General features: G+C 71.9%; 22 protein-coding genes and 1 pseudogene. 11 read left to right on the forward strand and 12 right to left on the reverse strand.

Translation table 11 applies throughout. The features are described 5' to 3' along the window. Positions 1-271: 271 nt before the first annotated feature. Positions 272-1,177 carry a DUF4349 domain-containing protein gene (locus AB0G10_RS01275; protein ID WP_360914681.1) on the reverse strand — a complete coding sequence of 302 codons (906 nt, stop codon included), beginning with the start codon at positions 1,175-1,177 and terminating at the stop codon, positions 272-274. Between the two features lie 107 nt (positions 1,178-1,284). On the opposite strand from AB0G10_RS01275, the gene AB0G10_RS01280 reads away from it, so the two are divergent. The 4 genes from AB0G10_RS01280 to AB0G10_RS01295 all read left to right on the forward strand — a co-directional run bounded on the left by AB0G10_RS01280 (position 1,285) and on the right by AB0G10_RS01295 (position 4,909). Continuing rightward, positions 1,285-1,920: an MBL fold metallo-hydrolase gene (locus AB0G10_RS01280; RefSeq protein WP_360914684.1), complete on the forward strand. Its 636-nt coding sequence runs from the start codon at positions 1,285-1,287 to the stop codon at positions 1,918-1,920. A gap of 1 nt (position 1,921) precedes the next feature. Further along, the gene (locus AB0G10_RS01285) at positions 1,922-2,842 is read left to right on the forward strand and encodes a hypothetical protein (RefSeq protein WP_360914687.1); all 921 of its coding nucleotides are present in this window, start codon (positions 1,922-1,924) and stop codon (positions 2,840-2,842) included. Positions 2,843-3,097: 255 nt separating this feature from the next. Further along, entirely contained in the window at positions 3,098-3,835 is a 738-nt protein-coding gene (locus AB0G10_RS01290) for a hypothetical protein (RefSeq protein ID WP_360914690.1), read from the forward strand. Between the two features lie 105 nt (positions 3,836-3,940). Continuing rightward, positions 3,941-4,909, forward strand: coding sequence for a GNAT family N-acetyltransferase (locus AB0G10_RS01295; protein WP_360914694.1), 969 nt, complete (start codon positions 3,941-3,943; stop codon positions 4,907-4,909). On the opposite strand, the gene AB0G10_RS01300 is transcribed toward AB0G10_RS01295, so the two are convergent. Next, the gene (locus tag AB0G10_RS01300) at positions 4,895-5,356 is read right to left on the reverse strand and encodes a gamma-glutamylcyclotransferase (RefSeq protein WP_360914697.1); all 462 of its coding nucleotides are present in this window, start codon (positions 5,354-5,356) and stop codon (positions 4,895-4,897) included. The two genes, AB0G10_RS01295 and AB0G10_RS01300, sit on opposite strands and share 15 nt — an antisense overlap. An 87-nt stretch (positions 5,357-5,443) precedes the next feature. On the opposite strand from AB0G10_RS01300, the gene AB0G10_RS01305 reads away from it, so the two are divergent. Beyond that, positions 5,444-6,844 (forward strand): NAD(P)H-quinone dehydrogenase, encoded by a 1,401-nt coding sequence (locus AB0G10_RS01305; RefSeq protein WP_360914700.1) that lies wholly within the window; start codon positions 5,444-5,446, stop codon positions 6,842-6,844. On the opposite strand, the gene AB0G10_RS01310 is transcribed toward AB0G10_RS01305, so the two are convergent. From AB0G10_RS01310 to AB0G10_RS01335, 6 genes are all read right to left on the reverse strand, one after another. Continuing rightward, a complete protein-coding gene (locus AB0G10_RS01310) occupies positions 6,771-7,481 on the reverse strand; it encodes a DedA family protein (RefSeq protein ID WP_360914703.1) in 711 nt (236 codons plus the stop codon). The genes AB0G10_RS01305 and AB0G10_RS01310 overlap by 74 nt on opposite strands. A 358-nt stretch (positions 7,482-7,839) precedes the next feature. Continuing rightward, positions 7,840-9,603, reverse strand: a complete 1,764-nt coding sequence (locus AB0G10_RS01315; RefSeq protein ID WP_360914706.1) for an acetyl/propionyl/methylcrotonyl-CoA carboxylase subunit alpha — start codon at positions 9,601-9,603, stop codon at positions 7,840-7,842. Positions 9,604-9,675: 72 nt separating this feature from the next. After that, the gene (locus tag AB0G10_RS01320) at positions 9,676-10,290 is read right to left on the reverse strand and encodes a Maf family protein (protein ID WP_360914709.1); all 615 of its coding nucleotides are present in this window, start codon (positions 10,288-10,290) and stop codon (positions 9,676-9,678) included. A 54-nt stretch (positions 10,291-10,344) separates the two neighbouring features. Next, positions 10,345-11,565, reverse strand: coding sequence for a hypothetical protein (locus tag AB0G10_RS01325; protein ID WP_360914712.1), 1,221 nt, complete (start codon positions 11,563-11,565; stop codon positions 10,345-10,347). Then, positions 11,562-11,888, reverse strand: coding sequence for a hypothetical protein (locus tag AB0G10_RS01330; protein WP_360914715.1), 327 nt, complete (start codon positions 11,886-11,888; stop codon positions 11,562-11,564). Before AB0G10_RS01330 ends, AB0G10_RS01325 begins: the two co-directional genes overlap by 4 nt. Positions 11,889-11,966: 78 nt before the next feature. After that, entirely contained in the window at positions 11,967-12,164 is a 198-nt protein-coding gene (locus AB0G10_RS01335) for an acyl-CoA carboxylase subunit epsilon (protein WP_360914718.1), read from the reverse strand. A gap of 101 nt (positions 12,165-12,265) precedes the next feature. Between AB0G10_RS01335 and AB0G10_RS01340 the strand changes: the two are divergent. The 3 genes and pseudogenes from AB0G10_RS01340 to AB0G10_RS01350 form a co-directional block, all read left to right on the forward strand. Further along, positions 12,266-13,132 (forward strand): annotated as a pseudogene (locus AB0G10_RS01340) (serine/threonine-protein kinase); the annotation flags it as partial. A 2,582-nt stretch (positions 13,133-15,714) separates the two neighbouring features. Then, positions 15,715-15,930, forward strand: coding sequence for a hypothetical protein (locus tag AB0G10_RS01345; RefSeq protein WP_360914721.1), 216 nt, complete (start codon positions 15,715-15,717; stop codon positions 15,928-15,930). Between the two features lie 54 nt (positions 15,931-15,984). Further along, positions 15,985-16,725, forward strand: coding sequence for a M50 family metallopeptidase (locus AB0G10_RS01350; protein ID WP_360914724.1), 741 nt, complete (start codon positions 15,985-15,987; stop codon positions 16,723-16,725). A 1-nt stretch (position 16,726) separates the two neighbouring features. On the opposite strand, the gene AB0G10_RS01355 is transcribed toward AB0G10_RS01350, so the two are convergent. After that, on the reverse strand, positions 16,727-18,298 hold the full coding sequence (locus AB0G10_RS01355; RefSeq protein ID WP_360914727.1) for an acyl-CoA carboxylase subunit beta: 1,572 nt from the start codon (positions 18,296-18,298) through the stop codon (positions 16,727-16,729). A 135-nt stretch (positions 18,299-18,433) separates the two neighbouring features. Between AB0G10_RS01355 and AB0G10_RS01360 the strand changes: the two genes are divergently transcribed. From AB0G10_RS01360 to AB0G10_RS01370, 3 genes are all read left to right on the forward strand, one after another. After that, positions 18,434-19,651 carry a hypothetical protein gene (locus AB0G10_RS01360; protein WP_360914729.1) on the forward strand — a complete coding sequence of 406 codons (1,218 nt, stop codon included), beginning with the start codon at positions 18,434-18,436 and terminating at the stop codon, positions 19,649-19,651. Positions 19,652-19,783: 132 nt separating this feature from the next. Then, positions 19,784-20,632 (forward strand): biotin--[acetyl-CoA-carboxylase] ligase, encoded by an 849-nt coding sequence (locus tag AB0G10_RS01365; RefSeq protein ID WP_360914732.1) that lies wholly within the window; start codon positions 19,784-19,786, stop codon positions 20,630-20,632. 4 nt (positions 20,633-20,636) lie between these two features. Then, positions 20,637-21,200 (forward strand): PH domain-containing protein, encoded by a 564-nt coding sequence (locus tag AB0G10_RS01370; RefSeq protein ID WP_360914735.1) that lies wholly within the window; start codon positions 20,637-20,639, stop codon positions 21,198-21,200. A 72-nt stretch (positions 21,201-21,272) separates the two neighbouring features. Here AB0G10_RS01370 and AB0G10_RS01375 read toward each other — a convergent pair whose 3' ends face one another. From AB0G10_RS01375 to AB0G10_RS01385, 3 genes are all read right to left on the reverse strand, one after another. Continuing rightward, positions 21,273-21,830, reverse strand: a complete 558-nt coding sequence (locus AB0G10_RS01375) for a GtrA family protein (protein WP_127543416.1) — start codon at positions 21,828-21,830, stop codon at positions 21,273-21,275. Positions 21,831-21,870: 40 nt separating this feature from the next. Further along, a complete protein-coding gene (locus tag AB0G10_RS01380) occupies positions 21,871-22,410 on the reverse strand; it encodes a GtrA family protein (protein WP_360914738.1) in 540 nt (179 codons plus the stop codon). Positions 22,411-22,484: 74 nt separating this feature from the next. Beyond that, entirely contained in the window at positions 22,485-23,249 is a 765-nt protein-coding gene (locus tag AB0G10_RS01385) for a sigma-70 family RNA polymerase sigma factor (RefSeq protein WP_360914741.1), read from the reverse strand. Positions 23,250-23,352 lie beyond the last annotated feature (103 nt).

The raw sequence follows: 23,352 nt of genomic DNA on the forward strand, positions 1-23,352 counted from the left end.
GTGGAACTGTGCAGGCCCGTCCCTGCGGAGCTTCACAAGATCGCGGAGGGCTGGGAGCGCGGACCTCTCCCGCGCCCTCTTCCCGCCGATCTTGTGGAACTGTGCAGGCCCGTCGCTGCGGAGCTTCACAAGATTGCGGAGGGCTGGGAGCGCGGACCTCTCCCGCGCCCTCTTCCCGCCGATCTTGTGAAACTGCGCAGGCCCGTCGCTGCGGAGATTCACAAGATCGGGAGAAGGGGGCAGGGGTAGGGCGGGGCAGGGGTGGGCTGGGTCAGGGGGTCGTTGCGGGGCGGCGGCGGTAGCGGCGGATCGCGTAGACGGCCGCGCCGGCCGGGATGCCGATCGCGATGAGCCAGGGCAGCAGCGCGCCGAGCACGGTCGCCAGCACGGCGAGGGAGGCCTTCAGCGCGTCCCAGCCGCCCGCGAGGCCGGCCAGGAAGCCCGGAGGCTCGTCGTCGGGTGCGGCGCCGGTGGCGTCCGGGTCGAGCAGCACCACGGTGATCGTGGAGAGCGAGGTCAGGTCGGCGAGCCGCCGCTTCTTCGCCTCGAGCGAGGCCAGGTCGGCCTCCCGGGTGGCGACCTCGCGTTCCAGCATCACCAGGTCGTCGAGCGTCTTGGCCTGGGCGAGCAGCTTCTTCCCGCTCTCCACCCGGGCGGTCTGCACCGAGATCCGGGCGTCCAGGTCGACGACCTCCTCGGTGACGTCCTCGGTGTTGATGCCCCGGGTCTCCTCGTGGCCCAGCTTCGCGAGCTGGTCGACGACCGAGCTGAACTTCGCGGCCGGGATCCGCAGCGTCAGGTTCGCGGTGTCCGCGCCGCTGCCGCTCTGCCGCTCGTCCGAGCCGATGAAGCCGCCGGCCGCCGAGGCGATGCCGGTGGCCTGGGCGGCCGCCGTCGTGACGTTGTCGACCCGGACCGTGATCGAGCCGGTGTAGATGATCGAACGCTGGTCGACGCGCAGGTCCGGGGCCTGCGCAGCGGTGTTCGTACCCTTGCCGGCGGTCCCGCCCTCCTCGGCGGCCGGCGCCTCGGCCTGGCCGCCCGCCGAATCCGCGCGCCCCATCGCCGGCTCGGCCTGGGACGTCCCGGAATCCGATGAATCGGCGCCGCAGCCGGCCAGCAACGCCCCCGCCAGCAGTGCCGCGGCGATCAACTTCGTGGTTCCCCGCTTATGCATCGTCGCTCCGATCTCGTCATGCTTGACCGTTGGGACGTACGCCACACGTCTCGCGGTTCCGGCAGACTGCTTGTCAACCGGTCACGATTGAGCAGCGGAGGGATCCCGTGCGCGTCACGAAGTTCACGCATTCATGCCTGCGGCTGGAGGGCGCGGGAGTTCTCGTCGTGGATCCCGGCGAATTCTCCGAAGCGTCCGCATTGGACGGCGCCGACGCCGTGCTCGTCACCCACGAGCACGCCGACCACCTGGACGTGACGGCGGTGACCGCGGCCGTCGCCCGGCGCCCCGATCTGCGGATCTTCGCGCACGAGGCGGTGCTGCCGCTGCTCGCCGACGTGGCCGGCGCGACGACGGCGGTGGCGGCCGGGGAGGAGTTCGAGGCGGCCGGGTTCCGGGTCCGGGCGTACGGCGGGCAACACGCGATCATTCACCCGTACGTGCCGGTCTTCGCGAACCTCGGCTTCCTCGTCGACGACGGCGCCGCGAACCTCTACCACCCGGGTGACTCGTTCGTGGTCCCGGACGGTGTCGAGGTGGAGACGCTCTTCGCGCCGATGAACGCACCCTGGGCCACCATCGCGGAGTCGCTGGAGTTCATCCGGTCGGTGCGGCCCGGGCGGGCGTTCGCGCTGCACGACGGCCTGATCAACGAGCGCGGCGCGGCCGTGTACGGCAAACACCTGGAGAGCTTCTCCGATACGAGGTTCGCCCGGGTGGCGCCGGGAACCGTGCTCGGCTGACGTGGCGACCGACACCGACGGGAGCGTCCGCCGGCTCTACGAGGAACCGCCGGACGGCTTCGTCGCGGCCCGCTCCGCCGCGATCGCCGAGGCCCGCAAGGCCGGCGACCGGGATGCGGCCCGCCGCCTCGCCGCGCTGAAGAAGCCCACCGTGGCGGCCTGGGTGGTCAATCTGCTCGCGATCAAGCGCCCGGATCTCATCGACGAGCTGGTCGAACTGTCCTCGGCGCTGCGGGCCGCCCAGCGTGATCTCAAGGGTGACCAGCTGCGCGAGCTCTCCACCCAGCGCAGGCAGTTCGTCTCGGCGCTCGTCGCGGCCGCCCGCAAACTGGCCGTCGCCGCCGGGACGCCCGCCGCCCGCCTGCCGCTCGGCGAGGTGGAAGCGACCCTCACGGCAGCCCTCGCCGAGCCGGAGATCGCCTCGCAGGTCCGGACCGGCAGGTTGATCCGGGCGGCCACCTATGCCGGGTTCGGGGAGGTGCCGCGCCCACGCCTGCGCCTGGTGACCGACCTGCCCGATGAGGCGGCGGCCGACGAGGACACCGACGACGGCGAGCCGGAGGCGCGGGTCACCGCCCGGGAGAAGGCCGTCGCCGAGCAGCGGCGTCGGGAGGAGGAGCAGCGGCGGCGGGAGGTCGAGCGCCGGCGGCGGGAGCTGGAGCGGGAGATGGGTGTCGCCACCGCTGCGGAGCGCCGGGCCGATGCGCAGCTGGAGCGGGCCGAGGCGGCCGAGCGGGATGCCGGGCATCTGGTCGAGGATCTGGACGCCGAACTCGCCGAGCTGGAACGCCGTCGTACCGAGGCGGTCGCCGACGTGGCCCGGCGCAAGCTGGCCCGGCGTACGGCCGAGCGGGAGGCCGCCGCGGCCCGCCGCCGGGTGGGTGACGTCCAGGCCGCCCTCGACGACCTGACCGCCGACTGAGCCGGCCGAGGTGGGTTGAGGCGGCCGGGGCCGGCGCGCGGTTGGGCGGACATGAGGCCGCCGACGTGGGTTGAGGCGGCCGAGGACGGCGCTTGGGTGGGCGGACATGAGGCCGGCGGGTCGGCGCACGGGTGGGTGGTGCGTCTCTTCGACGGGTCGGGGAGGGGCTGGTCGGGAGGGGTGTGGCGGAAGCGGCGAGGACGGAGCGACGGGGAGCGTTTTCTTTAACCGGTCAGGGAGTGCAGAATCGGGCAGGTGACCCCCGAACAGGCTGCCGCCAACGCCAAGGCGGGACTCGCCGCCATCGTCGGAGCCTTCGCGGAATCACCGCAGACGTTGCGCCGGGCGCGGCTGCTCGGGTTGTCGGGGTGGGCCTACCACGTGTCGGCCCGGGCCGGGGCGCTCGGCGACGTGCGGCCGGAGACGGTGGCGGCGGCGCTCGCGTTCATCGCGCCGGAGGCGGTCACCGACGGGTGGGAGGCCACCGCCAAGACGTCGGCGCCGGTCGAGGTGGCCACCTGGCACCTGCATGAGCTGTGCGCGTGGGGCGCCGACCAGCTGGGCGCGTTCCCCCGGCTGAACCGGCTGCTGGAGCTCGGCGGGCGGGTCGTGGACGCCGTCGACGCGGCCGGGCTGACGCTGTTCGCCGCGTGGCGGGCCATGCCGGTGCCGGACGCCTCGCCGGGCGCGCGCGCCGCGGTGCTGATGCATCTGCTGCACGAGCACCGGCAGGGCGTGTACGTCATCGCGGTCCGGGCCAGCGGCCTCACCCCGCTCGAGGCGATCATCGCGGGGCCGGACGGCGAGACCGGGGCGGTCGCGTTCGGGTGGCAGGCGCCGTACCCGCACGCCGGCCCGCTGGTCCGCCGGCTCATGTGGGCCGAGGCGGTGGCGAACTCGCTGGCCGGGCAGGCCTACGCGACGCTGGACCGCGGTGAGCGCGTCGAGTTCGCCGGCCTGCTGGAGTCGCTGAGCCACCGCCTGACCCGCTGAGCCGAGCCGGGCCGGGGAGCCGAGCGGCGCCGGGACGCGGGCCCGGTGGAGGGTCCTGGCGAAAACCGATTGGCAGGCGGGCGTGGGCGTGGTCGGATGGCCGGCATGTCCGATCTCCCCGCCGGCTGGCGGCTGCGCCGGCCCACCCTCGACGACGCGCCCGCCATCCTCGCCATGGTGCACGCCAGCGACATCGCCGCGGTGGGGGAGCCCGACTTCACCCTGGACGAGGTACGCGAGGAGCTGACCGGCCCGCACACCGACATGAGCCGGGACAGCTGGCTGGCGCTGGATCCGGCGGGCGCGATCGCCGGGTGGGCGTACCCGCGCAACCCGACCGGCAAGAACCGGGACTTCGCCGAGGTCTACGTGCACCCGGAGAACGGCCTGCCGGCGCAGCGGCCGCTGCTGCGGCTCCTGATGGCGCGGATGGCCGAGCGGGGCGCCGAGCTGGGGCACCACGTCTACGCGGTGCGGGCCGGGGCGATCCCGACCGAGGCGGCGTACATCGAGGCGCTCACCGACGCCGGGTTCGTCTTCCTGAAGCAGCACGCCCGGATGCAGATGCCGCTCGCCGGCGTGCCGCACGAGGCGCCCGCGCCGCCCGAGGGGGTCGTGATCCGCCCGGTCCGGGCCGGCGACCCGGACGAGATGCGACGCTTCCACGCCGTCATCGAGGAGGCGTTCCGGGACTCGGATCACCGGGCTTTGACGTACGAGGCCTGGCGCGAGCAGATCGACGCCGAGTCCGGGGTGCGGTTCGCCGAGTGGCTGGTCGCCGAGGTGGACGGGGTGATGGCCGGCGTGCTGCAGTCCGGCGGCTCGGGTGGCGACGAGGCGAACGACGAAGGATGGGTGCGGTCGCTCGCGGTGCTCCGCGCGTACCGGAAGAGGGGTTTGGGCGAAGCTCTCCTGCGCCGCGCCTTCGCGGAATACGCGGCCGCAGGCCGCGCGAAAGCGGGACTCGGCGTCGACCTGGCGAACCCGACCGACGCCGCGAGCCTCTACTTCAAGGTCGGCATGACCGCCCTGTACCGCGCCAACGTCTACGAGACGACGCTAGACCTCCGGTGAGGCCGTCCCGGTGGGACGGGACCGCAGCTCCTGGACGTAGTCGTCCGGGGCGCCGGCCTTCTCCGCCGCGTTGGCGATCTCGGAGAGGTACCACGCGGTGGGCAGGCCGCCCTCGTAACCGGTGAAGACGTAGATCCAGGCGGGTACGTCTCCGTCAAGAGTCGATACACGTACGGTGAGCTTCTGGTAGGTCCCCGCGTTCACCCCCTCGACCTCGTCGAGCTGTGCGGCGTCCCATTGGTGGACGTCGTAGAGGGAGACGAACACCCGGTCGCCCGGTGATTCGACGACCGTGGTGACTGCCCCCTCCCAGCCCATTTCTCCCTCACCGGCGAAGGTGAGGCGCCAGCCTTCGATCCACCCCACGCCGACCATCGGCGAGTGCGGACAGTAGGCCCGCATGCGGGCGGGATCCAGGTTCGAGCCATACGCGGCGTAGTGACGCACGGCGACGACGATAGCTGGCGGAAGGGGTAGTGAGAATATGGAACGAGCGTGTCGGCACAGATGCCGGTTTTTGGAGGGGTTGTTGTCGTGAGTCGGATCGTGATCATCGGTGGGGGACCGGGCGGATACGAGGCGGCCCTCGTCGCGGCCCAGCTCGGTGCGGAAGTGACCCTCGTCGAGGCGGACGGGCCGGGTGGCGCGTGCGTGCTGACCGACTGCGTCCCCTCCAAGACCTTCATCGCCAGCTCGGAGGTGATGACCGGTTACCGCCACAACGAGCGGTTCGGCATCTCCTCGGCCGGCCTGGACGGCGTGAGCGTCGACGCGGCCGCCGTGAACCAGCGGGTCAAGAAGCTGGCGCTGGCCCAGTCCGGCGACATCCAGACCAAGCTGATCAAGGCGGGGGTCGACGTCGTCCGGGGCCGGGCCAAGCTCGGCGAGGACCGGCTCGGCCACACCCACCAGGTGCTGATCACCCCGGAGGGCCGGGAGACGTACGCGGTCGAGGCCGACACCGTGCTGCTCGCCACCGGCGCCACCCCGCGGGTGCTCTCCTCGATGCGCCCGGACGGCGACCGGATCCTCGACTGGCGGCAGGTGTACGACCTGACCGAGCTCCCGTCCCACCTCGTCGTGATCGGTTCCGGTGTGACCGGCGCCGAGTTCGCGAGCGCGTACCTCGCCATGGGCGTGGAGGTGACGCTCGTCTCCAGCCGGGAGCGGGTGATGCCGCACGAGGACGCCGACGCCGCCATGGCGATCGAGCGGGTGTTCCGCGAGCGCGGCATGACGATCCTGAGCCAGGCCCGGGGCAAGTCGGTGGAGAACACCGGCGACGGCGTGCGGGTGACCCTCGGCGACGGCAAGGTGATCGAGGCCTCGCACGCGCTGATCGCGGTCGGCGCCATCCCGAACACCGCCGACCTCGGCCTCGAGGAGTACGGCGTGGCAGTCGGCGACGGCGGCTACGTGACCGTCGACCGGGTGTCCCGGACCAACGTGCCGGGGATCTACGCGGCCGGCGACTGCACCGGCGTGCTGCCGCTGGCGAGCGTCGCCGCGATGCAGGGCCGGATCGCGATCTGGCACGCCATGGGCGAGGCGGTGGCGCCGCTGCGGCTGCGGACCGTCTCGGCCAACGTCTTCACCGACCCGGAGCTCGCCACCGTCGGCGTCACCCAGAACGAGGTCGACTCCGGGCGTACGCCGGCCCGCCAGGTGATGCTGCCGCTCACCGGCAACGCGCGGGCCAAGATGGCCGGGCTCCAGGACGGGTTCGTGAAGCTGTTCTGCCGGCTCGCGACCGGCCAGATCATCGGCGGCGTCGTGGTGGCGCCGAAGGCGAGCGAGCTGATCCTGCCGATCACCATGGCGATCGAGAACAACCTGACCGTGGATCAGCTGGCGCACACCATCACGATCTACCCGTCGCTCTCGGGGTCGATCGCGGAAGCGGCCCGCCAGCTGATGCAGCACGAGATCCAGTAGCGCCGTCCGGCTCCTCTTCGGCGGCCGGCCCGCCGCCGAAGAGGGCGAGGATCCAGCCGGCCGTGCCGAACACCACGGCGGCGGTGGCCGCCACGGCGAACAGCCGCCACGCCGACTGGGTGATCGCGGTGCCGCCGAGATGGCCGACCAGCCCGCCGTAACTGGCCCAGGCCAGCGAGGCGAGTCCGTCGTACGCCACGAAGAGCTTCACCGGGTAGTGGCTGCGGCCGGCGTGGTAGCCGGACGCCATCCGGCCGCCGGGCACGAACCGGCAGAGCAGCATCACGAGCGGGCCGGGCCGGCGCAGTCCCCGGGTGAACCGCTCGGCGGCCTTGCGGGTGCGGCCGGGCTCCCCGGCATCCTCGCCGCGCGGGGCGAAGCGTTCGCGCAATGCGCTCAAACGGGCACCCGTCGAGCGGCCCAGGACGAACGCCACGGCGTCCCCGGCGAACATGCCGACGGCCCCGAGAGCGATCACCAGGGCGAGATCGAGATTGCCGTAGACGGTGAGCGCCCCAGAGGTGATCATGATGGCCTGGATGGGCACGACCGGCACGAGGGCGTCGACCGCGAGGAAACCGAACAGCGCGAGGTACGCCCAGGCGGGCGTGGCCAGCATGGTCAGCAGTTCGGTCATCAGACGGTCACCTCGCGGCTTCGGGGCTCACGGCATTGTGCTCGGCCGTACCTGAGAGTGCGCTGTGCTGTGAATGTTCTTCTTCAGAATGCGCTTCGGTCAGACGTTCTCCGCCGTGACGACCGCCACGGTACGTCCGAAGTTCACACCGGCGCGCCTGGTTTTCGATGGACGGCGAGTCCGCGGCGTACGGTGGGACTGCCCGTGCCGCCGGACCTCGGATCGTTCCGGCAGCGCGGCGCGGGCCGCCGGTAGGTCCCGTATCGGCGGCCCGCCCTGGAGTTCCCTCAGGACTCGATCTTGTTGATCTGCATGGGCACGGGGCGGCACCCCATCAACAAGATCGCGGAAAGAAGGGTTACGCGATCTCGCAGATCAGCGTTCCCGCGGTGATGGCGGCGCCCACCTCCGCCGTCAGGCCGGAGACCGTTCCGGATCGGTGGGCCTGCAGCGGCTGCTCCATCTTCATCGCCTCGATCACGACGATGGTGTCGCCCTCGGCGACCTGGTCACCGTCCTGCACGGCGACCTTGACGATCGTGCCCTGCATCGGGGCGGTGAGCCCGCCGCTGGTCACGGCGGCCGCGGCGCCACCGCTGCGGGAACGGGCGCTGCCGCGCCTGGGGGCGGCGGCTCCCGCCGTACCCGAGAGGGTCGTACTCGAGAAGAAGGTCTTCGGAAGACGCACCTCGATGCGCTTGCCGCCCACCTCGACCACGACGGTCTCCCGCTCGGCGGGCTCGGCCTGCGCCGCGGCGGGAGCGGCGAACGGCGGCACCGTGTTGTCCCACTCGGTCTCGATCCAGCGGGTGTGCACCGTGAACGGCTCGCCGGTGAACGCCTCGTCGCGGATCACGGCGCGGTGGAACGGCAGCACCGTGGCGATGCCCTCGATCACCGTCTCGTCCAGCACCCGGCGGGAACGCTCGAGCGCCTCGGCCCGGGTCGCGCCGGTCACGATGATCTTCGCGAGCATCGAGTCGAAGTTGCCGCCGATCACGCCGCCCTTCTCGACGCCCGAGTCGACCCGGACGCCCGGGCCGGCCGGCCAGATCAGCTCGGTGACGGTGCCCGGCGCCGGCAGGAAGCCCCGGCCCGCGTCCTCGCCGTTGATCCGGAACTCGATGGCGTGACCGCGAGGGATCGGGTCCTCGGTGAACGGCAGCGGCGCGCCCGCGGCGATCCGGAACTGCTCGCGCACCAGGTCGATGCCGGTGGTCTCCTCGCTGACCGGGTGCTCCACCTGGAGACGAGTGTTGACCTCGAGGAACGAGATGGTGCCGTCCTGGCCCACGAGGTATTCCACGGTGCCGGCGCCGTAGTAGCCGGCCTCCCGGCAGATCGCCTTGGCGCTCTCGTGGATCTTCGCGCGCTGCTCGTCGGTGAGGAACGGCGCGGGCGCCTCCTCGACCAGCTTCTGGTGCCGGCGCTGCAGCGAGCAGTCGCGGGTGCCGACCACCACGACGTTGCCGTGGGTGTCGGCCAGGACCTGGGCCTCGACGTGCCGCGGGCGGTCCAGGTATCGCTCGACGAAGCACTCGCCACGACCGAAAGCGGCCACCGCCTCGCGCGTAGCGCTCTCGAACAGGGCGGGAATTTCATCAAGGGTACGGGCGACCTTCAGTCCCCGGCCGCCGCCGCCGAAAGCGGCCTTGATGGCCACGGGGAGGCCGTGCTCCTCGGCGAACGCAACGATCTCGGCGGCGCCGGCGACCGGGTCGGGGGTGCCCGGCACGAGCGGCGCGCCCGCCCGCTGCGCGATGTGGCGTGCGGTGACCTTGTCGCCCAGGTCGCGGATCGCCTGTGGACTCGGGCCGATCCAGATCAGGCCGGCCCCGAGCACCGCCTCGGCGAACTCGGCGTTCTCGGAGAGGAAGCCGTAACCGGGGTGCACAGCGTCGGCCCCGCTGCGCGCCGCCACGTCGAGCAGCTTGTCGATGCGCAGGTAGGTGTCGGCCGCGGTCTCGCCGTCCAGCGCGTAGGCCTCGTCGGCCGCGCGCGCATGCGGCGCGTCGCGGTCACTGTCGGCGTAGACGGCGACGCTGGTGAGGCCGGCGTCCTTGCAGGCCCGGATTACCCGGAGGGCGATCTCGCCACGGTTGGCGATCAATATCTTCCGCACGGGTAGAGCCTAACGGTCGTTCTGCTCCGCCGGGCGACTACGTTTCGCCGGATCATCGATTCACTTAGAAGCTCACTGCCTCCACAGACTCGTGATCGGCACGCCCATCTGGGCCAGCAGATTCCGGAGCAGCGGCAGCGACAGGCCGATCACGTTGCCCGGATCGCCCTCGATCCGGTCGACGAAAGCGCCGCCCCGGCCGTCCAGGGTGAACGCGCCGGCCACCTGGAGCGGCTCGCCGGAGGCGACGTACGCCTCGATCTCGGCGTCGCTCACGTCGGCGAAGTGCACGGTCGTCGTGCCGACCGCCTCCGCCTGCAGACCGCTCACCAGGCCGGTCAGGTGGTGGCCGGTGTGCAGCACGCCGGACCGGCCGCGCATCGCCGACCAGCGCTTGATCGCCTCTTCCGGGCTCGCCGGCTTGCCGAAGACCTCGCTGCCGAACGCCAGCACCGAGTCGCAGCCGAGAACCAGCGCGCCCGGGTCGGCCGGGAGGTCGGCGGCCACGGTGCGCGCCTTCATCCGGGCCAGGGCGAGGCAGAGGGTGGCCGCGTCCTCGGCGTCGACGACGCTTTCGTCCACGCCGCTCACGATGACCTCGGCGTCGATGCCGGCGCCGGTCAGGAGGGCACGGCGGGCCGGGCTGGCCGAGGCGAGGATCAGGCGGTACGCGATGTCGGTCTGCACGGGAAAGGAGCCTACAAGGCAACGGAGTGGGCTCGTGGGCGCAAGCTGCATGTTTCAGCCGTTTTCGGGGGTTCGGCCCATCGCCGGGCCGGGGTCGATCGGCTTCTCCGGGGGCGGCTCGACGACCGGGTCGACGCCCTCGCCGATCTCCCAGGGGGTGCCGGGGTGGTGGCGGCGGTGGCCGGTGGGGTGGGGCGGCGGGGGTTGCCGGCCGATCACGCCGCCGATGGGGGCGGCGAGCGGGCCGGCTCTGGTGGCGGGCTGCCCGGCCGGTGGTTGCCGGCCTGTCGTGGTGGGGGTGCCCTCGGCCGGGGAGTCCGTGGGTCGGGTGCCGTTGCGGGTGGCCGGGGTCGGGCTGCCCAGGATCGGATCGCCCAGGGTCGGATCGCCCAGGGTCGGCTCGGCCGGGATCGGATCGCCCGGGATCGGACTGCCCGGGATCGGATTGCCGGGGACCGGGGTGGTCGGGGGCCGGCGGGAGGGAACGGGGGGCCGGGTCGCCCCGATGATTCCGGCGGGCGGCCGGGCCGAGGTGCCCCTCCCGGGGGATATTTCGGAAATATTCGGGCGGCCGATCACCATGCCCTCGGGGCCGGGGGCCGGTGCTCTCCCTCGTACCGAAGAAGGTCCTGGAATCTCCTGGCGGGCCGGATCGGAGCGGGGGAGCGGAATGCGAGCACGCGACGCCGCCGGACCGGGCTCGTAGGCCGCCGGGACCACCAGCGCGCTCTGGGCCTGGGCCAGCTCGGTGGAGAGAGCCTGCATCACCGCCCTGGCGCGGGCCTCCAGCAGCGCCTGCCGGCCCTCCGGAACGGGCCGCTGCGGCGGCACCCCGCGGGCCTTTCCCGGCGTCAGCTGGTAGAGCCGCTTCTCCTCGGCGAACGCCGCGAGCAGCAGCGCGTTCGCCGTGTGCTCGCGATGGATCTCGGCCATCTGCCGGCGCGCCGACTGGAGGGCGCCGGTCGCGCCGGTGAACGCCCGCTGATTCGCGACCGCCGCCTCGGACGTCTCCTCGAGGTTGGCGATCAGCGCGTCGAGGCGGGCGAAATAGGCGGCGGCCGCCCGGTTGCGGGCCGGGTCCCAGGACGCCGCCAGCCGTTCGCGGTAGTCCCGGACCTGCGCGAGATGACGCATCGCCAGCTCGTGGGACTGCCGCCAGCCGCCGATCAGCCGGGCGTGGGTGTCCGGGTCGTGCGAGGAGACCATCGCCCACATCTGGTCGAGCCGCAGCGACGACCAGTCGGTCCCGCCGCTGCCGCCGGTCCCGGCGATCATGCGCGTCTCAGCAGGTCGCGCGCGGTGGCGTCGCTCTCCGCATAGCGCGAACCGGCCTCCCGGGCCGCCGCGGCGAGACCCGCGGTGCCGTTCGCGAAGTGCAGCACGTTGGCGAGGGTGGCCTGCTGCGCCTGCTCGTGGGCGTGCGCGAAGAGATGGAGCTCGCTGAACCCGCGGTCGGCCGGCGGCATCGGCGTGCGCATCGCGGCGCTGACCGTGACGGCGCGCGGGGCGTAATCCCGCTCGACGGCCGCGGCCAGGAGGGCGGCGGCCTCCTCCATGCCGGGGAGATTCGCCTCGATGTGACCAGCGTCGCGTCTCATCGGACCTCCGGGCGTTGGGGGTGACGCAGATGAGGGTATCCGGTCACGCCCCGTATGACTGCCCCCTGTGGACAGCCGTTATCGGGGCAGGGCCGATGCCCGCCATCCCCGCGACGCGCCCGACGGCCGTGCCGATCGCGACCATTCCGAGACCGCTTGTGGCGGTGTTTCGGAATTGACCGAAGTGGATCGAGATGTCAGGATGGCGGCCAGCGCGGCCAGCTCATGATCGTCTAGGCTTCCTCGTACGACGCTGACCAGCGGTTCCTCATTCATCAACCGAGCGTACGACGGGTGGCCGGAGATCCGGTGACACGTGTCCCACACTCGGCTGATCAATTCGCGGCCGCTCGACAGAACCAGGTATTTTCTGCGTGATGTCTTCTTCTCCCCCACTCGTTGTCGCTGATCGGTACCGGCTCGTCGCGCCGCTCGGTCAGGGCGGGATGGGGCGTGTCTGGCGGGCGACGGACGTCGTCCTGCACCGGGACGTGGCCATCAAGGAGCTCGTTCCGCCGCCGGGGCTGACCCCGGCCGAGCGGCAGGAGATGCGCGAGCGCTCACTGCGTGAGGCACGCGCCATCGCCCGGCTCAACAACATCAACGTGGTGCGCGTCTTCGACGTGCTGCGGACCGACGCCGATCCGTGGATCGTCATGGAATACGTCGCGTCCCGCTCCCTGCAGGACACCCTCGCGCAGGACGGGCCGTTCGACTCGGTCCGCGCCGCCGAGATCGGCCTGGGCGTGCTGAACGCGTTGCGCGCCGCGCACCGGGCCGGCGTCGTGCACCGTGACGTCAAGCCGGGCAACGTGCTGCTCGGCACCGACGGCCGGGTCGTGCTCACCGACTTCGGCCTCGCCACGGTCCCCGGCGACCCGAACGTGACCCGCACCGGCCTGGTGCTCGGCTCACCGGCGTACATCGCCCCCGAGCGCGCCCGGGACGGCACGGCCGGCGCGGCCGCCGACCTCTGGTCGCTCGGCGCCACCCTCTTCGCCGCGGTCGAGGGGCAGTCGCCGTTCGCCCGGCCGTCCGCCATCGCGACGCTCGCGGCGCTGGCGACCGAGAACGTTCCGCCGGCCCGCAATGCGGGACAGCTCAAGCCCGTGCTCAACGGCCTTCTCCGCAAGGACCCGGCGCACCGCATCAACGCGGAGGAGGCCGAGCGTCTGCTGGCGCGCGCGGCCGGCCGCCGATCGAAGATCGCGTTCCCGATGAGCCCGACCATGCGCCGCCCCGGCGTGGGGCGTGAGCGGCCGTCGCTGCCCAGCGGTCCCGGTGGTCCGCCGGTGCTGCCCGGATCGGGGTGGGCCACCGGCTCGGCGCCGGTCGTGCCCACGCCGCGGCCGCCCGTCACGCCGGCGCAGCAGGGGCAGTCCGGGCAGGCGGCTCTCGGTCAGCAGGGCCAGTCCGGTCAGCCGATCCGTGGGCAGCAGGGTCAGCCTGCTCGCGCGCAGCAGGGTCAGCCGCCTCGGGCGCAGCAGGGCCAGCCTCCTCGCGCTCAGCAGCCTGGTCAGCCGCCGGTCTCTCCGGGATCGCAGGGGCCGCAGGCTCCTCAAGGGCCTTATGGGCAGCCTCCGCAGGGGCGTCCGCCGGTCTTCGTGCCGGGCAAGGCGCCGGTCGGTGGCCTCCCGCCCGCGGATCCGCCGCGTGGGCCGCAGCCCCGGAGTCCGCAGCAGCAGCCGCCGCAGGGTGCTCAGCCGCCGGCCCGTGGTCGTCAGGGGGCGTCCAAGCCGCTCGACGCCACGCGCATCGATACTCCGCCGGTCACTGATTCTTCGGGTACGGGGTACCCGCCGCCGCCCGCCGCGCCACGGGGACCCGGTGCGCGCCCGGGAGCCCGGCCGCCGGTCACCCAGCCGCCGACCGCGCCGGTCAGCCCGGCCCGGACCGGCTTCACCGCCGCCGACGTGGCCGCCAACCGCCGCAAGACGGCCGCGCCCGAGCACGAGCGTTCGCTGGCGGCGGCTACCGGCGCCTACCCGATCGTCCCGGCGCCGGAGGAGTCCGCCCAGGCCACCACGGTGATGCCGGCCGGCGGTGTTCCGGGCCGGCAGGTGTCGTCGGCTTCGGCGCCCACCAAGCCGGTGCCCGCTCAGCCGTCGCCGCCGTCGGTGTCGCCCGATGTCGAGCAGCCGGCCGCTGAGCCGAAGCCGGCCGTGGAATCGAACCCTGCGGTCGAGTCGAAGGCGGCCGTGGAGTCGGAGCCGGCCGTGGAGTCGGAGCCGGCCGTGGAGTCGGAGCCGGCCGTGGAGTCGAACCCTGCGGTCGAGTCGAAGGCGGCCGTGGAGTCGGAGCCGGCTGTGGAGTCGGAGCCGATTGCTGAGTCGGAGTCGGCGGTCGAGTCGGAGCCGATTGCTGAGTCGGAGTCGGCGGTCGAGTCGGAGCCGTCCGCGGAAACGAAGCCGGCCGCCGAGCCGGAGCCGTCCGCGGAAACGAAGCCGGCGGTGGAGTCGAAGCCCGCGGTGGAGTCGAAGCCCGCGGTGGACGAGGTCGAGTCCGAATCCGATCAGGAGGAGGCGGCTGAGGCTGCTCCTTCGGCTGCGGCGGCGCAGATCGCCTTCCCCGTTGCCAAGCCGTCGGCTGTGGAGGAATCCGCGGAGGCCCCGGCCGGCAAGGACGAGGACGACGCTGCTGAGGATGACGCCCCGGTGAAGGAAGAGGCTCCGGCCGCCGTTGAGCAGCCGGAAGCCTCCGCGGACGCGGAAAAGGCCGAGCCCTCCACTGAGGAGAAGACCTCGGTTCTCGGTTCGGATGACAAGACCTCGGTCCTCGGTGCTGGACTACCGAGTCCGAAGGGTGCCGACGCCGAGCGGACCACCGTCTTCGACCCCGGTGCCGACAAGACGTCCGTGGTCGTGCCGGGAGCCGACAAGACGTCCGTGGTGACGCCGGCCGACAAGACGTCCGTCGTCGCGCCTCTGTCGCCGCCCGGGCCCCGGCGTGGGCCCAGCGTGCCGGTCGGCGACTCGGAGACCCGGGTCGTCGGGAACTTCGGTGGGGCGCCCGGCTTCGAGCGGCCCAACCGGCCCGCGTGGACGCCCATGCCGATGCGGCCGGCCGAGCGCCGGGGGATCACCGTGTTCGGTACGACGCTGACGCACCGGCAGGCGGCCGTCGGGCTCGGGATCGTGCTGACGTTCCTGCTGCTCATCGTCATCATCGCGGTGCAGGCGTTCGGCAGCGACGCGGAGGGTTCGGCCGCTGCCACGCCGACGGACAGCGCCGCCGCGGCGGCCGGGAAGCCGGCCACCGGGGAGAGCGCCGCGCCGGCGAAGGGCGAAGCGTCCAAGCCGGCCGCGAGCAGCCCGGCCGCTCCCAGTGTGGCGCCGAGCTCGGCGGCGGCCGAGGGAACGCCCAGCGGCTGGCGTACCTATAGCGGGTCTGGATTCAGCGTGCCGCTGCCCAAGAACGCATCCGTGTCCGGGGGCGGCAGCGAGACGAGGGTCAACTACAACAACCGGCTGCTGCTGATCAACAAGATCGACCAGGAGCTCGACGACCCGGTCGAGTACCTGGAGCAGCAGAGCACCGACCACTACCGGAACTACAACAACCTCGGCATCTCCGAGATCGACTACAACGGTGACGCGGCCGACTGGAACTTCACCTACACGACGAACAGCGGCGGCAACCCGCAGCGCGTGGTGAAGCGGGTCTTCGAGATCGAGGACACCACCTGGACCGTGGCCTGGTACACCTCCCCGGAGGACTGGGACGCCGCGAAGGCCGACCTCGACGCGATCTTCCAGGGGTTCAAGGCTCGTTGATTGCACCCCCATCCGGCTGGGTAGTGATTCAGCATCACGGATGGAGGTGCATCATGAACTGCCGACGTCACGGCAGTAAGCCCACGATCGCACTCTGGATGCTGGTCGCGGTGGCCGATGTGGCGATCCTCGTCGCCACCACCGGATTCGTCATGGTCTTCCTGGCGCTCGCGGCGCTGGCCGTGGTGGCCGGCGGAGTCGTCGCCTATCGCTCGCTGCGCCGCCCGCAGCCCGAGCCGGTCGAGGTCGTGGCCCGGCGCCGCGCATAGTGCGGCGTGACCATCGGAAACCCGCGCATAGCGTGATCGGATACAGTCCCCCGCGTGTTGTCGATCGACGGTGTGACTGACCTGTGGGATCAACTCCTCGGCGCTCAGCCCGATCCACCTGGTCTTCTCGTGTTGCTGACCGCGGTGGCCGGGTTCCTCGCGGTGGCCTTCCGCCCGGTGTGGCGGGTCGCCCGCAACGCCGTCACCATCGCCCACGAGGGTGGTCATGCGCTGATCGCCCTGCTGACCGGGCGCAAGCTGCGGGGCATCCGCCTCGAGTTCGACACGTCCGGCCTCACCCTCTCGGCGGGCCGCCCGACCGGGCCCGGCATGATCCTGACCCTGCTCGGCGGCTACATCGCGCCGTCGCTGGTCGGCGTGCTCGGCGCCTGGCTGCTCGGCGGCAACCGGATCACGCTGCTGCTCTGGCTCGCCGTGGTGCTCCTGCTGCTCATGCTCATCAACATCAGGAACCTCTTCGGCGTGGTCTCGCTGGTGATCACCGGCGCGATCGTGTTCGCCGTCTCCTGGTACGCGTCACCTCAGGTCCAGGCCGTCTTCGCGTACGCCGGGGTCTGGTTCCTGCTCTTCGGCGGTGTCCGCCCGGTCTTCGAGCTGCAGAAGCTGCGTGGTCGCGGCCGGATGCGCGACTCGGACGCCGACCAGCTGAGCCGCCTGACCCACCTGCCCGCCCTCTTCTGGGTGGGCGTCTTCCTCGTGGTGAACCTGGCGGCCCTGCTGACCGGCGCCTTCCTGCTGGCCGGCCAGTGGCTCCCGGACGGAACCACGGTCTGAGCTACAACGGGATGTTGCCGTGCTTCTTGGGCGGCAGCGTCTCGCGCTTGGTGCGGAGCATCCGCAGCGCCCGGGTCACCTGCGCGCGGGTCTGTGACGGGCGGATGACCGCGTCCACGTAGCCCCGCTCCGCCGCGATGTACGGGTTCGCGAGCGTGTCCTCGTACTCCTGAATGAGCTCGGTCCGCCGCAGCGCGGGATCCTCGGCCGAAGCCAGCTCGCCGCGGTAGAGGATGTTGACGGCCCCCTGCGCGCCCATCACCGCGATCTGCGCCGTCGGCCAGGCGAAGTTGACGTCGGCGCCGAGGTGCTTCGAGCCCATCACGTCGTAGGCGCCGCCGTACGCCTTGCGGGTGATCACGGTGACCTTCGGGACGGTCGCCTCGGCGTACGCATAGATGAGCTTGGCCCCCCGCCGGATGATGCCGTCCCACTCCTGGCCGGTGCCGGGCAGGAAGCCGGGCACGTCCACGAAGGTCAGCACGGGGATGTTGAAGGCGTCACAGGTACGGACGAAGCGGGCCGCCTTCTCGGACGCGGCGATGTCGAGCGTGCCGGCCAGGCTCATCGGCTGGTTGGCGACGACACCGACCGGCCGGCCCTCGACCCGGCCGAAGCCGACCACGATGTTCTGCGCGTAGAGCGGCTGGACCTCGAGGAACTCGTCGACGACCGTCTCCACGACCTTCTTGATGTCGTAGGGCTGGTTCGGGGAGTCGGGGATGAGGGTGTCGAGAGCGGCGTCGGCGTCCGCAACCGACAAGTCCGAAATTTCGGGAAATGTCGGTGGCTCGTCCAGATTGTTCGACGGCAGGAACGAGATCAGCTCCCGGACGTAGTCGATCGCGTCCTGCTCGTCCGACGCCAGATAGTGCGCGTTGCCGGATCGGGTGTTGTGGGTCCGGGCGCCGCCCAGCTCCTCCATCCCGACCTCTTCGCCGGTCACCGTCTTGATCACGTCGGGGCCGGTGATGAACATGTGCGAGGTCTGATCGACCATCACGGTGAAGTCGGTGATCGCCGGGGAGTAGACCGCGCCGCCCGCGCACGGCCCCATGATCAGCGAGATCTGCGGGATGACGCCGCTGGCCCGGACGTTGCGGAAGAAGATGTCGGCGTAGAGGCCGAGCGCCACGACGCCCTCCTGGATCCGCGCCCCGCCGGAGTCGTTGATCCCGATGATCGGGCAGCCGATCTTCATGGCCAGGTCGAGCACCTTGACGATCTTCTCGCCGAACACCTCGCCGAGCGAGCCGCCGAAGACCGTGAAGTCCTGGGAGAATACGCAGACCTGCCGGCCGTCGATCGTCCCGTGGCCGGTCACCACGCCGTCGCCGTACGGCCGGTTCTTCTCCAGCCCGAAGGCGGTGGAGCGGTGCCGGGCCAGCTCGTCGAGCTCGACGAACGAGTCCTTGTCGAGCAGCATCTCGATGCGCTCGCGTGCGGTCTTCTTGCCCCGGGCGTGCTGCTTCTCGATGGCCCGCGCCGATCCGGCGTGCACCGCCTCGTCGGTGCGCTGGGCGAGGTCGGCGAGCTTCCCGGCGGTCGTATGGATGTCCGGCTGCGATGTCACGGTTGGTCTCCCGCTCCGATGCGACGATGCACTCAGCGATGATCGTAACCAAGCCACCGTTCAGGTGAGATGCCGTCGTTACGGGAGCGTTTCATACTCAATGTCCCATTCGTTACCCCCCTCGTGACGAACTGGATGACAGCGGCAGGGCTGGCACTCATCGCAGGCGGCCTCGCCACATTGATCACGTTCTGGTCGGTGATCTTCGGTGGCGGCGCCCGCCGCGCGTCCCGGAACAGCGAGGCCGATGCGGGCGGGATCCGCACCGGCCGGGTTCGCCGGCGGCGGGCCGCTTCGCAGACCCGTCCGGCGGCCGTCGCGGAGGAGCCGCTCCTGGACCCGGTCGAGGCCCCGCTCCCCGAGTCGTCCCTGATGCTCCCGGAGCCGTCGGTGATGCTCGCGGACCCCGATCCGCGTCTCGGCTACGAGGACTACGAGATCGTCGAGGAGGACGAGCCGGAACCCGACGTGAGCGATCCCGAATACGACGACGAGCCCGGCTACGACGATCCTTTCAAACCACATGGGTACGTCGGCAGCACCGCTGTCGACCGGTCGGACCTCAACTACGGTGACCGGGTCGAGGACTGGGTCCGGCCGCGCTACCAGGAACTGGACGACCGTCCGCCGGCCGGGGAGTACTGGACCCCGGTCCCGGACGACCTCTACGCCGACCCGGAGCCGTCGGCCCGCGGCTACGGATGGCCGGTACCCGTGGAGCGGCTGCCGCAGGTGCCTGCCTACGAACCCGCGACCGGTTTCGATCTGACCCCTGCGGAGGCCGCCGAGCCCACCGCCTTCGTCCCGCACACCTGGCCCCCCGCGCCGGAGGAGGGCCACCCCCAATCCTGGCCGGTCGCTCAGGACGAGGAGCCGTGGCCGGTCGCTCAGGATGAGGAGTCCTGGCCGGTCGTGCGGTCGCAGTCCTGGCCGCTCGTGCGGGAGGACCGGCAGGCTCCGGCCTGGCCGCTCGCCCAGGAGGACCGCCAGACCTCGTCCTGGAGCCTCGCCTCGGAGGACCGCCTGGCCCGGGAGGACCGCATGGTCCTGGAGGATCGCCTGGCTCTGGAGGATCGCCTGGCCCGGGAGGACCGCCCGGCCCGGGAGGACCGCCCGGCCCCGACCTGGCCGCCCGCGCCCGAGGACCGCCGCCCGCGGCTGCCCCGTTCCTGGCGGGACCGCGACGACAAGCGCTCCTGGCATGACGAACGCCGCTCCTGGCGCGAGGAAGAACGCCGCCATGAGAGGTCCGAGGGCCGCGGCCGCCGTGAACGCCCGCGTCCCCGCCCGCGCCCGGCCGCCGCGCAGGCCCCCGGCTACGTGAGCCGCCACTCCGCCGGCACCCCCGAGTAGCCCCACGCGCCGCAGGCACCCGAAAGCCGCCATCCAAGGCCGGCCACCTCGACGAGCCGCCGCTCGAGGGCGGCCACCCCGAGGAGCACCCGTGTGACCGCCACTCCGCCGGCTGCGGCATAGGCTGCCGGGGTGACTCCCTATGCCGATCTCGACCGTCCGCCGCTCTCCGCCCGGGCGCTGACCCGCGCCCTGGTCGTGCCGGGTGGGCTCTGGACCCGGTTCGACGTGCGGGAGGAGACCGGCTCGACGAACGCCGACGCCGGTGACGCCGGGCGGCGGGAGGAGCCGGAGGGGCTCGTCGTGATCGCCGAGAGTCAGTCGGCGGGGCGTGGGCGCCGGGACCGGCAGTGGACCTCGCCGCCCCGGGCCGGGCTCACGCTCAGCGTCCTGTTGCGACCGGGTAGCCCGGATCCGGAGCGTGGCTGGCCGGTCGCGCCGCCCGGGTCGTACGGATGGCTCCCGCTCCTCGCCGGGGTGGCCCTGCGTGAGGCGGTGACCCGGGTGGCCGGCGTCGAGGCCGCGCTGAAGTGGCCGAACGACCTCCTCGTCGGGGACCGCAAGTGCGCCGGGATCCTCGCCGAGGTGGCCGGCGACGCCATCGTGATCGGCATCGGGCTGAACGTGAGCACCCGTGAGGACGAGCTTCCGCCCACGAGCGGCGCGGCGGCCACCTCGCTGCGGGTGGCCGGCGCGGAGAGCACCGACCGGGATCCGCTGCTGCGGGCGCTGCTGCGCGGGTTCGCCCGCTGGTACGAGGGCTGGCGGGAGGCGGGCGGCGACGCCGAGATGTGCGGGCTGACCGCCGAGTACCGCCGGGCCTGCGCCACGATCGGCCGCCGGGTGCGGGTGCTGCTGCCGTCCGGCGGCGAGCTGACCGGCGAGGCGACCACGGTGGACGGCGACGGCCAGTTGGTGATCCGTACGGAGGACGGCGCGGAACATCGGGTCTCGGCCGGGGACGTGCTGCACGTACGCTGACCGCGTGGCGTTCCCGGAGGATGTGCTCGCGGACGAGGAGGAGGTCGTCCTCCACCTGGCTCCGCATTGGAGGGCCGCGGTCCTGCCGGTCGCGGTGCTGCTGCTCGCGCTGACCGGGGAGATCATGGCCTGGGTGCTGCTGCCCGGCACCGAGGGCGGCCGGATCGGGCTGTGGATCGTCACGGCGATCCTGCTCTGGTACTCGGCGCGCTACGCCGTGCGCCCGCTCGTGATCTGGCGGTTCACGCACTACGTCTTCACCAACGAGCGGATCCTGCTGCAGCACGGCGTGCTCGTCCGGGAGCGGCGCGACCTGCCGCTGAACCGGGTGAACGATCACGCGCTCGCCCAGTCGGTGCTGGATCGGATGCTCGGCAGCGGCACGCTGACCATCGACTCGATCGGCGACCAGAGCGCCGTGCTGACCGGTCTGCCGCACGCGCAGCGGGTGCAGACGACTCTCTACGAGCTGATCGAGCACAGCCCGGCCGAGGAGGAGGACGAGGACGGGGACGGGCCGGAAGACGAAGCAGCGCCGGAACCGCGTCGCGGCCTGTTCCGGCGCTGAGGAGCGATCTTGTGAAGCCGCGCAGCACCGGGGCTGCGGAAATTCACAAGATCGCGAGGAGGGAACGCGAGATCAGCGGGCGTCCAGCTCCGCCTGCAGGTCGAGGCGCGCCACGCTGCCCGGCTCGTCGGCGGCGCTCAGCTCGGCGAGGCCGGCCGTCGCGTCCAGCTCGGTGATCGCGGCCTCGTGGCCGTCCACCGGCGGCTTCAGGAAGACGAACGTGCGGTACGCCCAGAAGCGGAACAGCGTGCCGAAGCCGATGCCGAGCACGGTGACCGCCATGAACGCGATCTCGTCGTGCTCCTCGGTGAGGCCGAACCCGTACTTGCCGATCGCGATGGCGCCGGACTGGATCACCATGCCGATCAGGTTGAAGCCGAAGAAGAGGGTGTACTCCCGGCGCAGCGCGGTCCGCGTGTGGTTGCGGTAGGTCCAGTACCGGTTCGCGAAGTAGGCCAGGGTGCACGTGATGATCGTGGCGATGACACTGGCCTTGACGGCGCCGATGTCGAGCAGCAGGTACGTGATCGCCATGTAGAGCAGCGTGTTGCCGGCGCCGATGATGCCGAAGGCGATGGCTTCCGGGGCGAGCCGCCGGAGGCGTTCCGGCAACGTGCTGGCTGAGGACATTGGGCAACCTTACGAGTACAGGGGTGAAGACACCGGTCGGTCAGTGGGCGGACGGCGACGGCGACGTCGCGTCCCGGTCCGGTGGCGGGGCGGCGGTAACCGTACCGTCCGGTGCCGGGGCGCCGGTGACCCGGAAGACGAAACGACGGTATGACCAGAAACGGAAGAGGGTACCCAACGCGGTACCGACGAACTGGCCCGAGATGGTGTCGGCGATCTGACTCTCGAAGACCGGCCAGATCCGGCCGAGCCCGTAGTGGCTGATCGCGAGGCAGATCAGGGCGATGCCCAGGCCGATCGCGTTCATCACGAAGAACAGCGTGTACTGCCGGGCCATGTGGGTGTGCTGGCCGTCACGCCAGGTCCAGTACCGGTTGCCGAAGAACGCGACGGTCGTCGCGACGATCGTCGAGATGGTCTTGGCGAGCAGCGGCTCGACACCGGCGCCGCGCACCACGCTGAAGATCGCCAGGTCGATGGAGAAGGCGATGACGCCGACCGTGCCGAATTTGCTCAGCTCGCGAACGAGTGCCTGTAAGCGTGTACGCAGGCGAGACGACTCCGCTGGATTCGGGGGCACGGGGTCGAGGGTACCTGGGGAGGTCTCGTCGGCGCTGTCCGCGAACCCGAGTCTTCGTCGGTCGCGACCGACTCTTAACCATGGCTCCCGGCATGGTGACGTTGACGTAACGGTGCGTGCCGGATGGCGTCGATCTCCCGGATCTCGGCGAGCCGGCTCCGGCAGTCGGAGCACCAGGAGAGATGCGCCCGCATCCGGTGGGCGTCGCGGGCCGCGAGCCGGCCGCGCACCTGACCGCCGAGCCGTTCGCCGGCCCACCGGCACTCCGGGTGGTCGGCGACGGTCACATGCTGCTGGAGGTAGAGGCTGCGCAGGCCCTCCCGGGCCCGGTGGGCGAGAACGGCCACGGCGTTCGGGGTGAGGCCCATCCGCGGCGCCAGCTCGGCCGGGGTGTTCCCCTCGATCTCGGTCTGCCACAGCACGTCCCGCCAGCGCGGCGGCAGTTGCCGGAACGCGGCGGCCGCGTACGCGCGCTCGAGCCGGTCCAGCGCCGGGTCGGTGTACGGCTCGCCGGCGTCGTACCGGGTCAGGTCGTCGGTGAACTCGATCCGCCGGTCCAGCCGGGCCCGGTGGTAGCAGACGTGCCGCATCGTGGTGTGCAGGTAGGCGCGGAACGCCACCAGCGGTCCGCGGCCGGCGCGCAGCGTGGCGAACACCTTCGCGAAGGTCTCGGCGACGAGGTCGTCGACGTCGGCGGGGTCGTGCACCAGGCCGAAGGCGAACTTCCGCACGGCCGTGTGGTGCCGCTCGTAGAGCGTGCCGAAGGCGGCGGTGTCGCCGGCCCGCACGGCGCTCAGCAGGTCGGTGTCCGAGTCCGCGTCGTGGGCCGGGGTGGTCATTCCGCCTCCTGTGGCCGGAACCGCGAGGAAAGCACCATTAGGCGGAAGTCTAAGGCGTTAAGTCCTTTTTGTGAAAGTTGTCAGAGTGGCGGTGTGCCTCGGG

The organism is Actinoplanes sp. NPDC023714 (assembly GCF_040639855.1).
Classification (GTDB): Bacteria; Actinomycetota; Actinomycetes; order Mycobacteriales; family Micromonosporaceae; genus Actinoplanes.

Excerpts from the sequence above, each read along its gene's own strand:
- AB0G10_RS01275 (WP_360914681.1), bottom strand. The coding sequence starts at position 1,177 with ATGCATAAGCGGGGAACCACGAAGTTGATCGCCGCGGCACTGCTGGCG.
- AB0G10_RS01295 (WP_360914694.1), top strand. The coding sequence starts at position 3,941 with ATGTCCGATCTCCCCGCCGGCTGGCGGCTGCGCCGGCCCACCCTCGAC.
- AB0G10_RS01310 (WP_360914703.1), bottom strand. The coding sequence starts at position 7,481 with ATGACCGAACTGCTGACCATGCTGGCCACGCCCGCCTGGGCGTACCTC.
- AB0G10_RS01325 (WP_360914712.1), bottom strand. The coding sequence starts at position 11,565 with ATGATCGCCGGGACCGGCGGCAGCGGCGGGACCGACTGGTCGTCGCTG.
- AB0G10_RS01330 (WP_360914715.1), bottom strand. The coding sequence starts at position 11,888 with ATGAGACGCGACGCTGGTCACATCGAGGCGAATCTCCCCGGCATGGAG.
- AB0G10_RS01335 (WP_360914718.1), bottom strand. The coding sequence starts at position 12,164 with ATGAATGAGGAACCGCTGGTCAGCGTCGTACGAGGAAGCCTAGACGAT.
- AB0G10_RS01345 (WP_360914721.1), top strand. The coding sequence starts at position 15,715 with ATGAACTGCCGACGTCACGGCAGTAAGCCCACGATCGCACTCTGGATG.
- AB0G10_RS01360 (WP_360914729.1), top strand. The coding sequence starts at position 18,434 with ATGACAGCGGCAGGGCTGGCACTCATCGCAGGCGGCCTCGCCACATTG.
- AB0G10_RS01375 (WP_127543416.1), bottom strand. The coding sequence starts at position 21,830 with ATGTCCTCAGCCAGCACGTTGCCGGAACGCCTCCGGCGGCTCGCCCCG.
- AB0G10_RS01385 (WP_360914741.1), bottom strand. The coding sequence starts at position 23,249 with ATGACCACCCCGGCCCACGACGCGGACTCGGACACCGACCTGCTGAGC.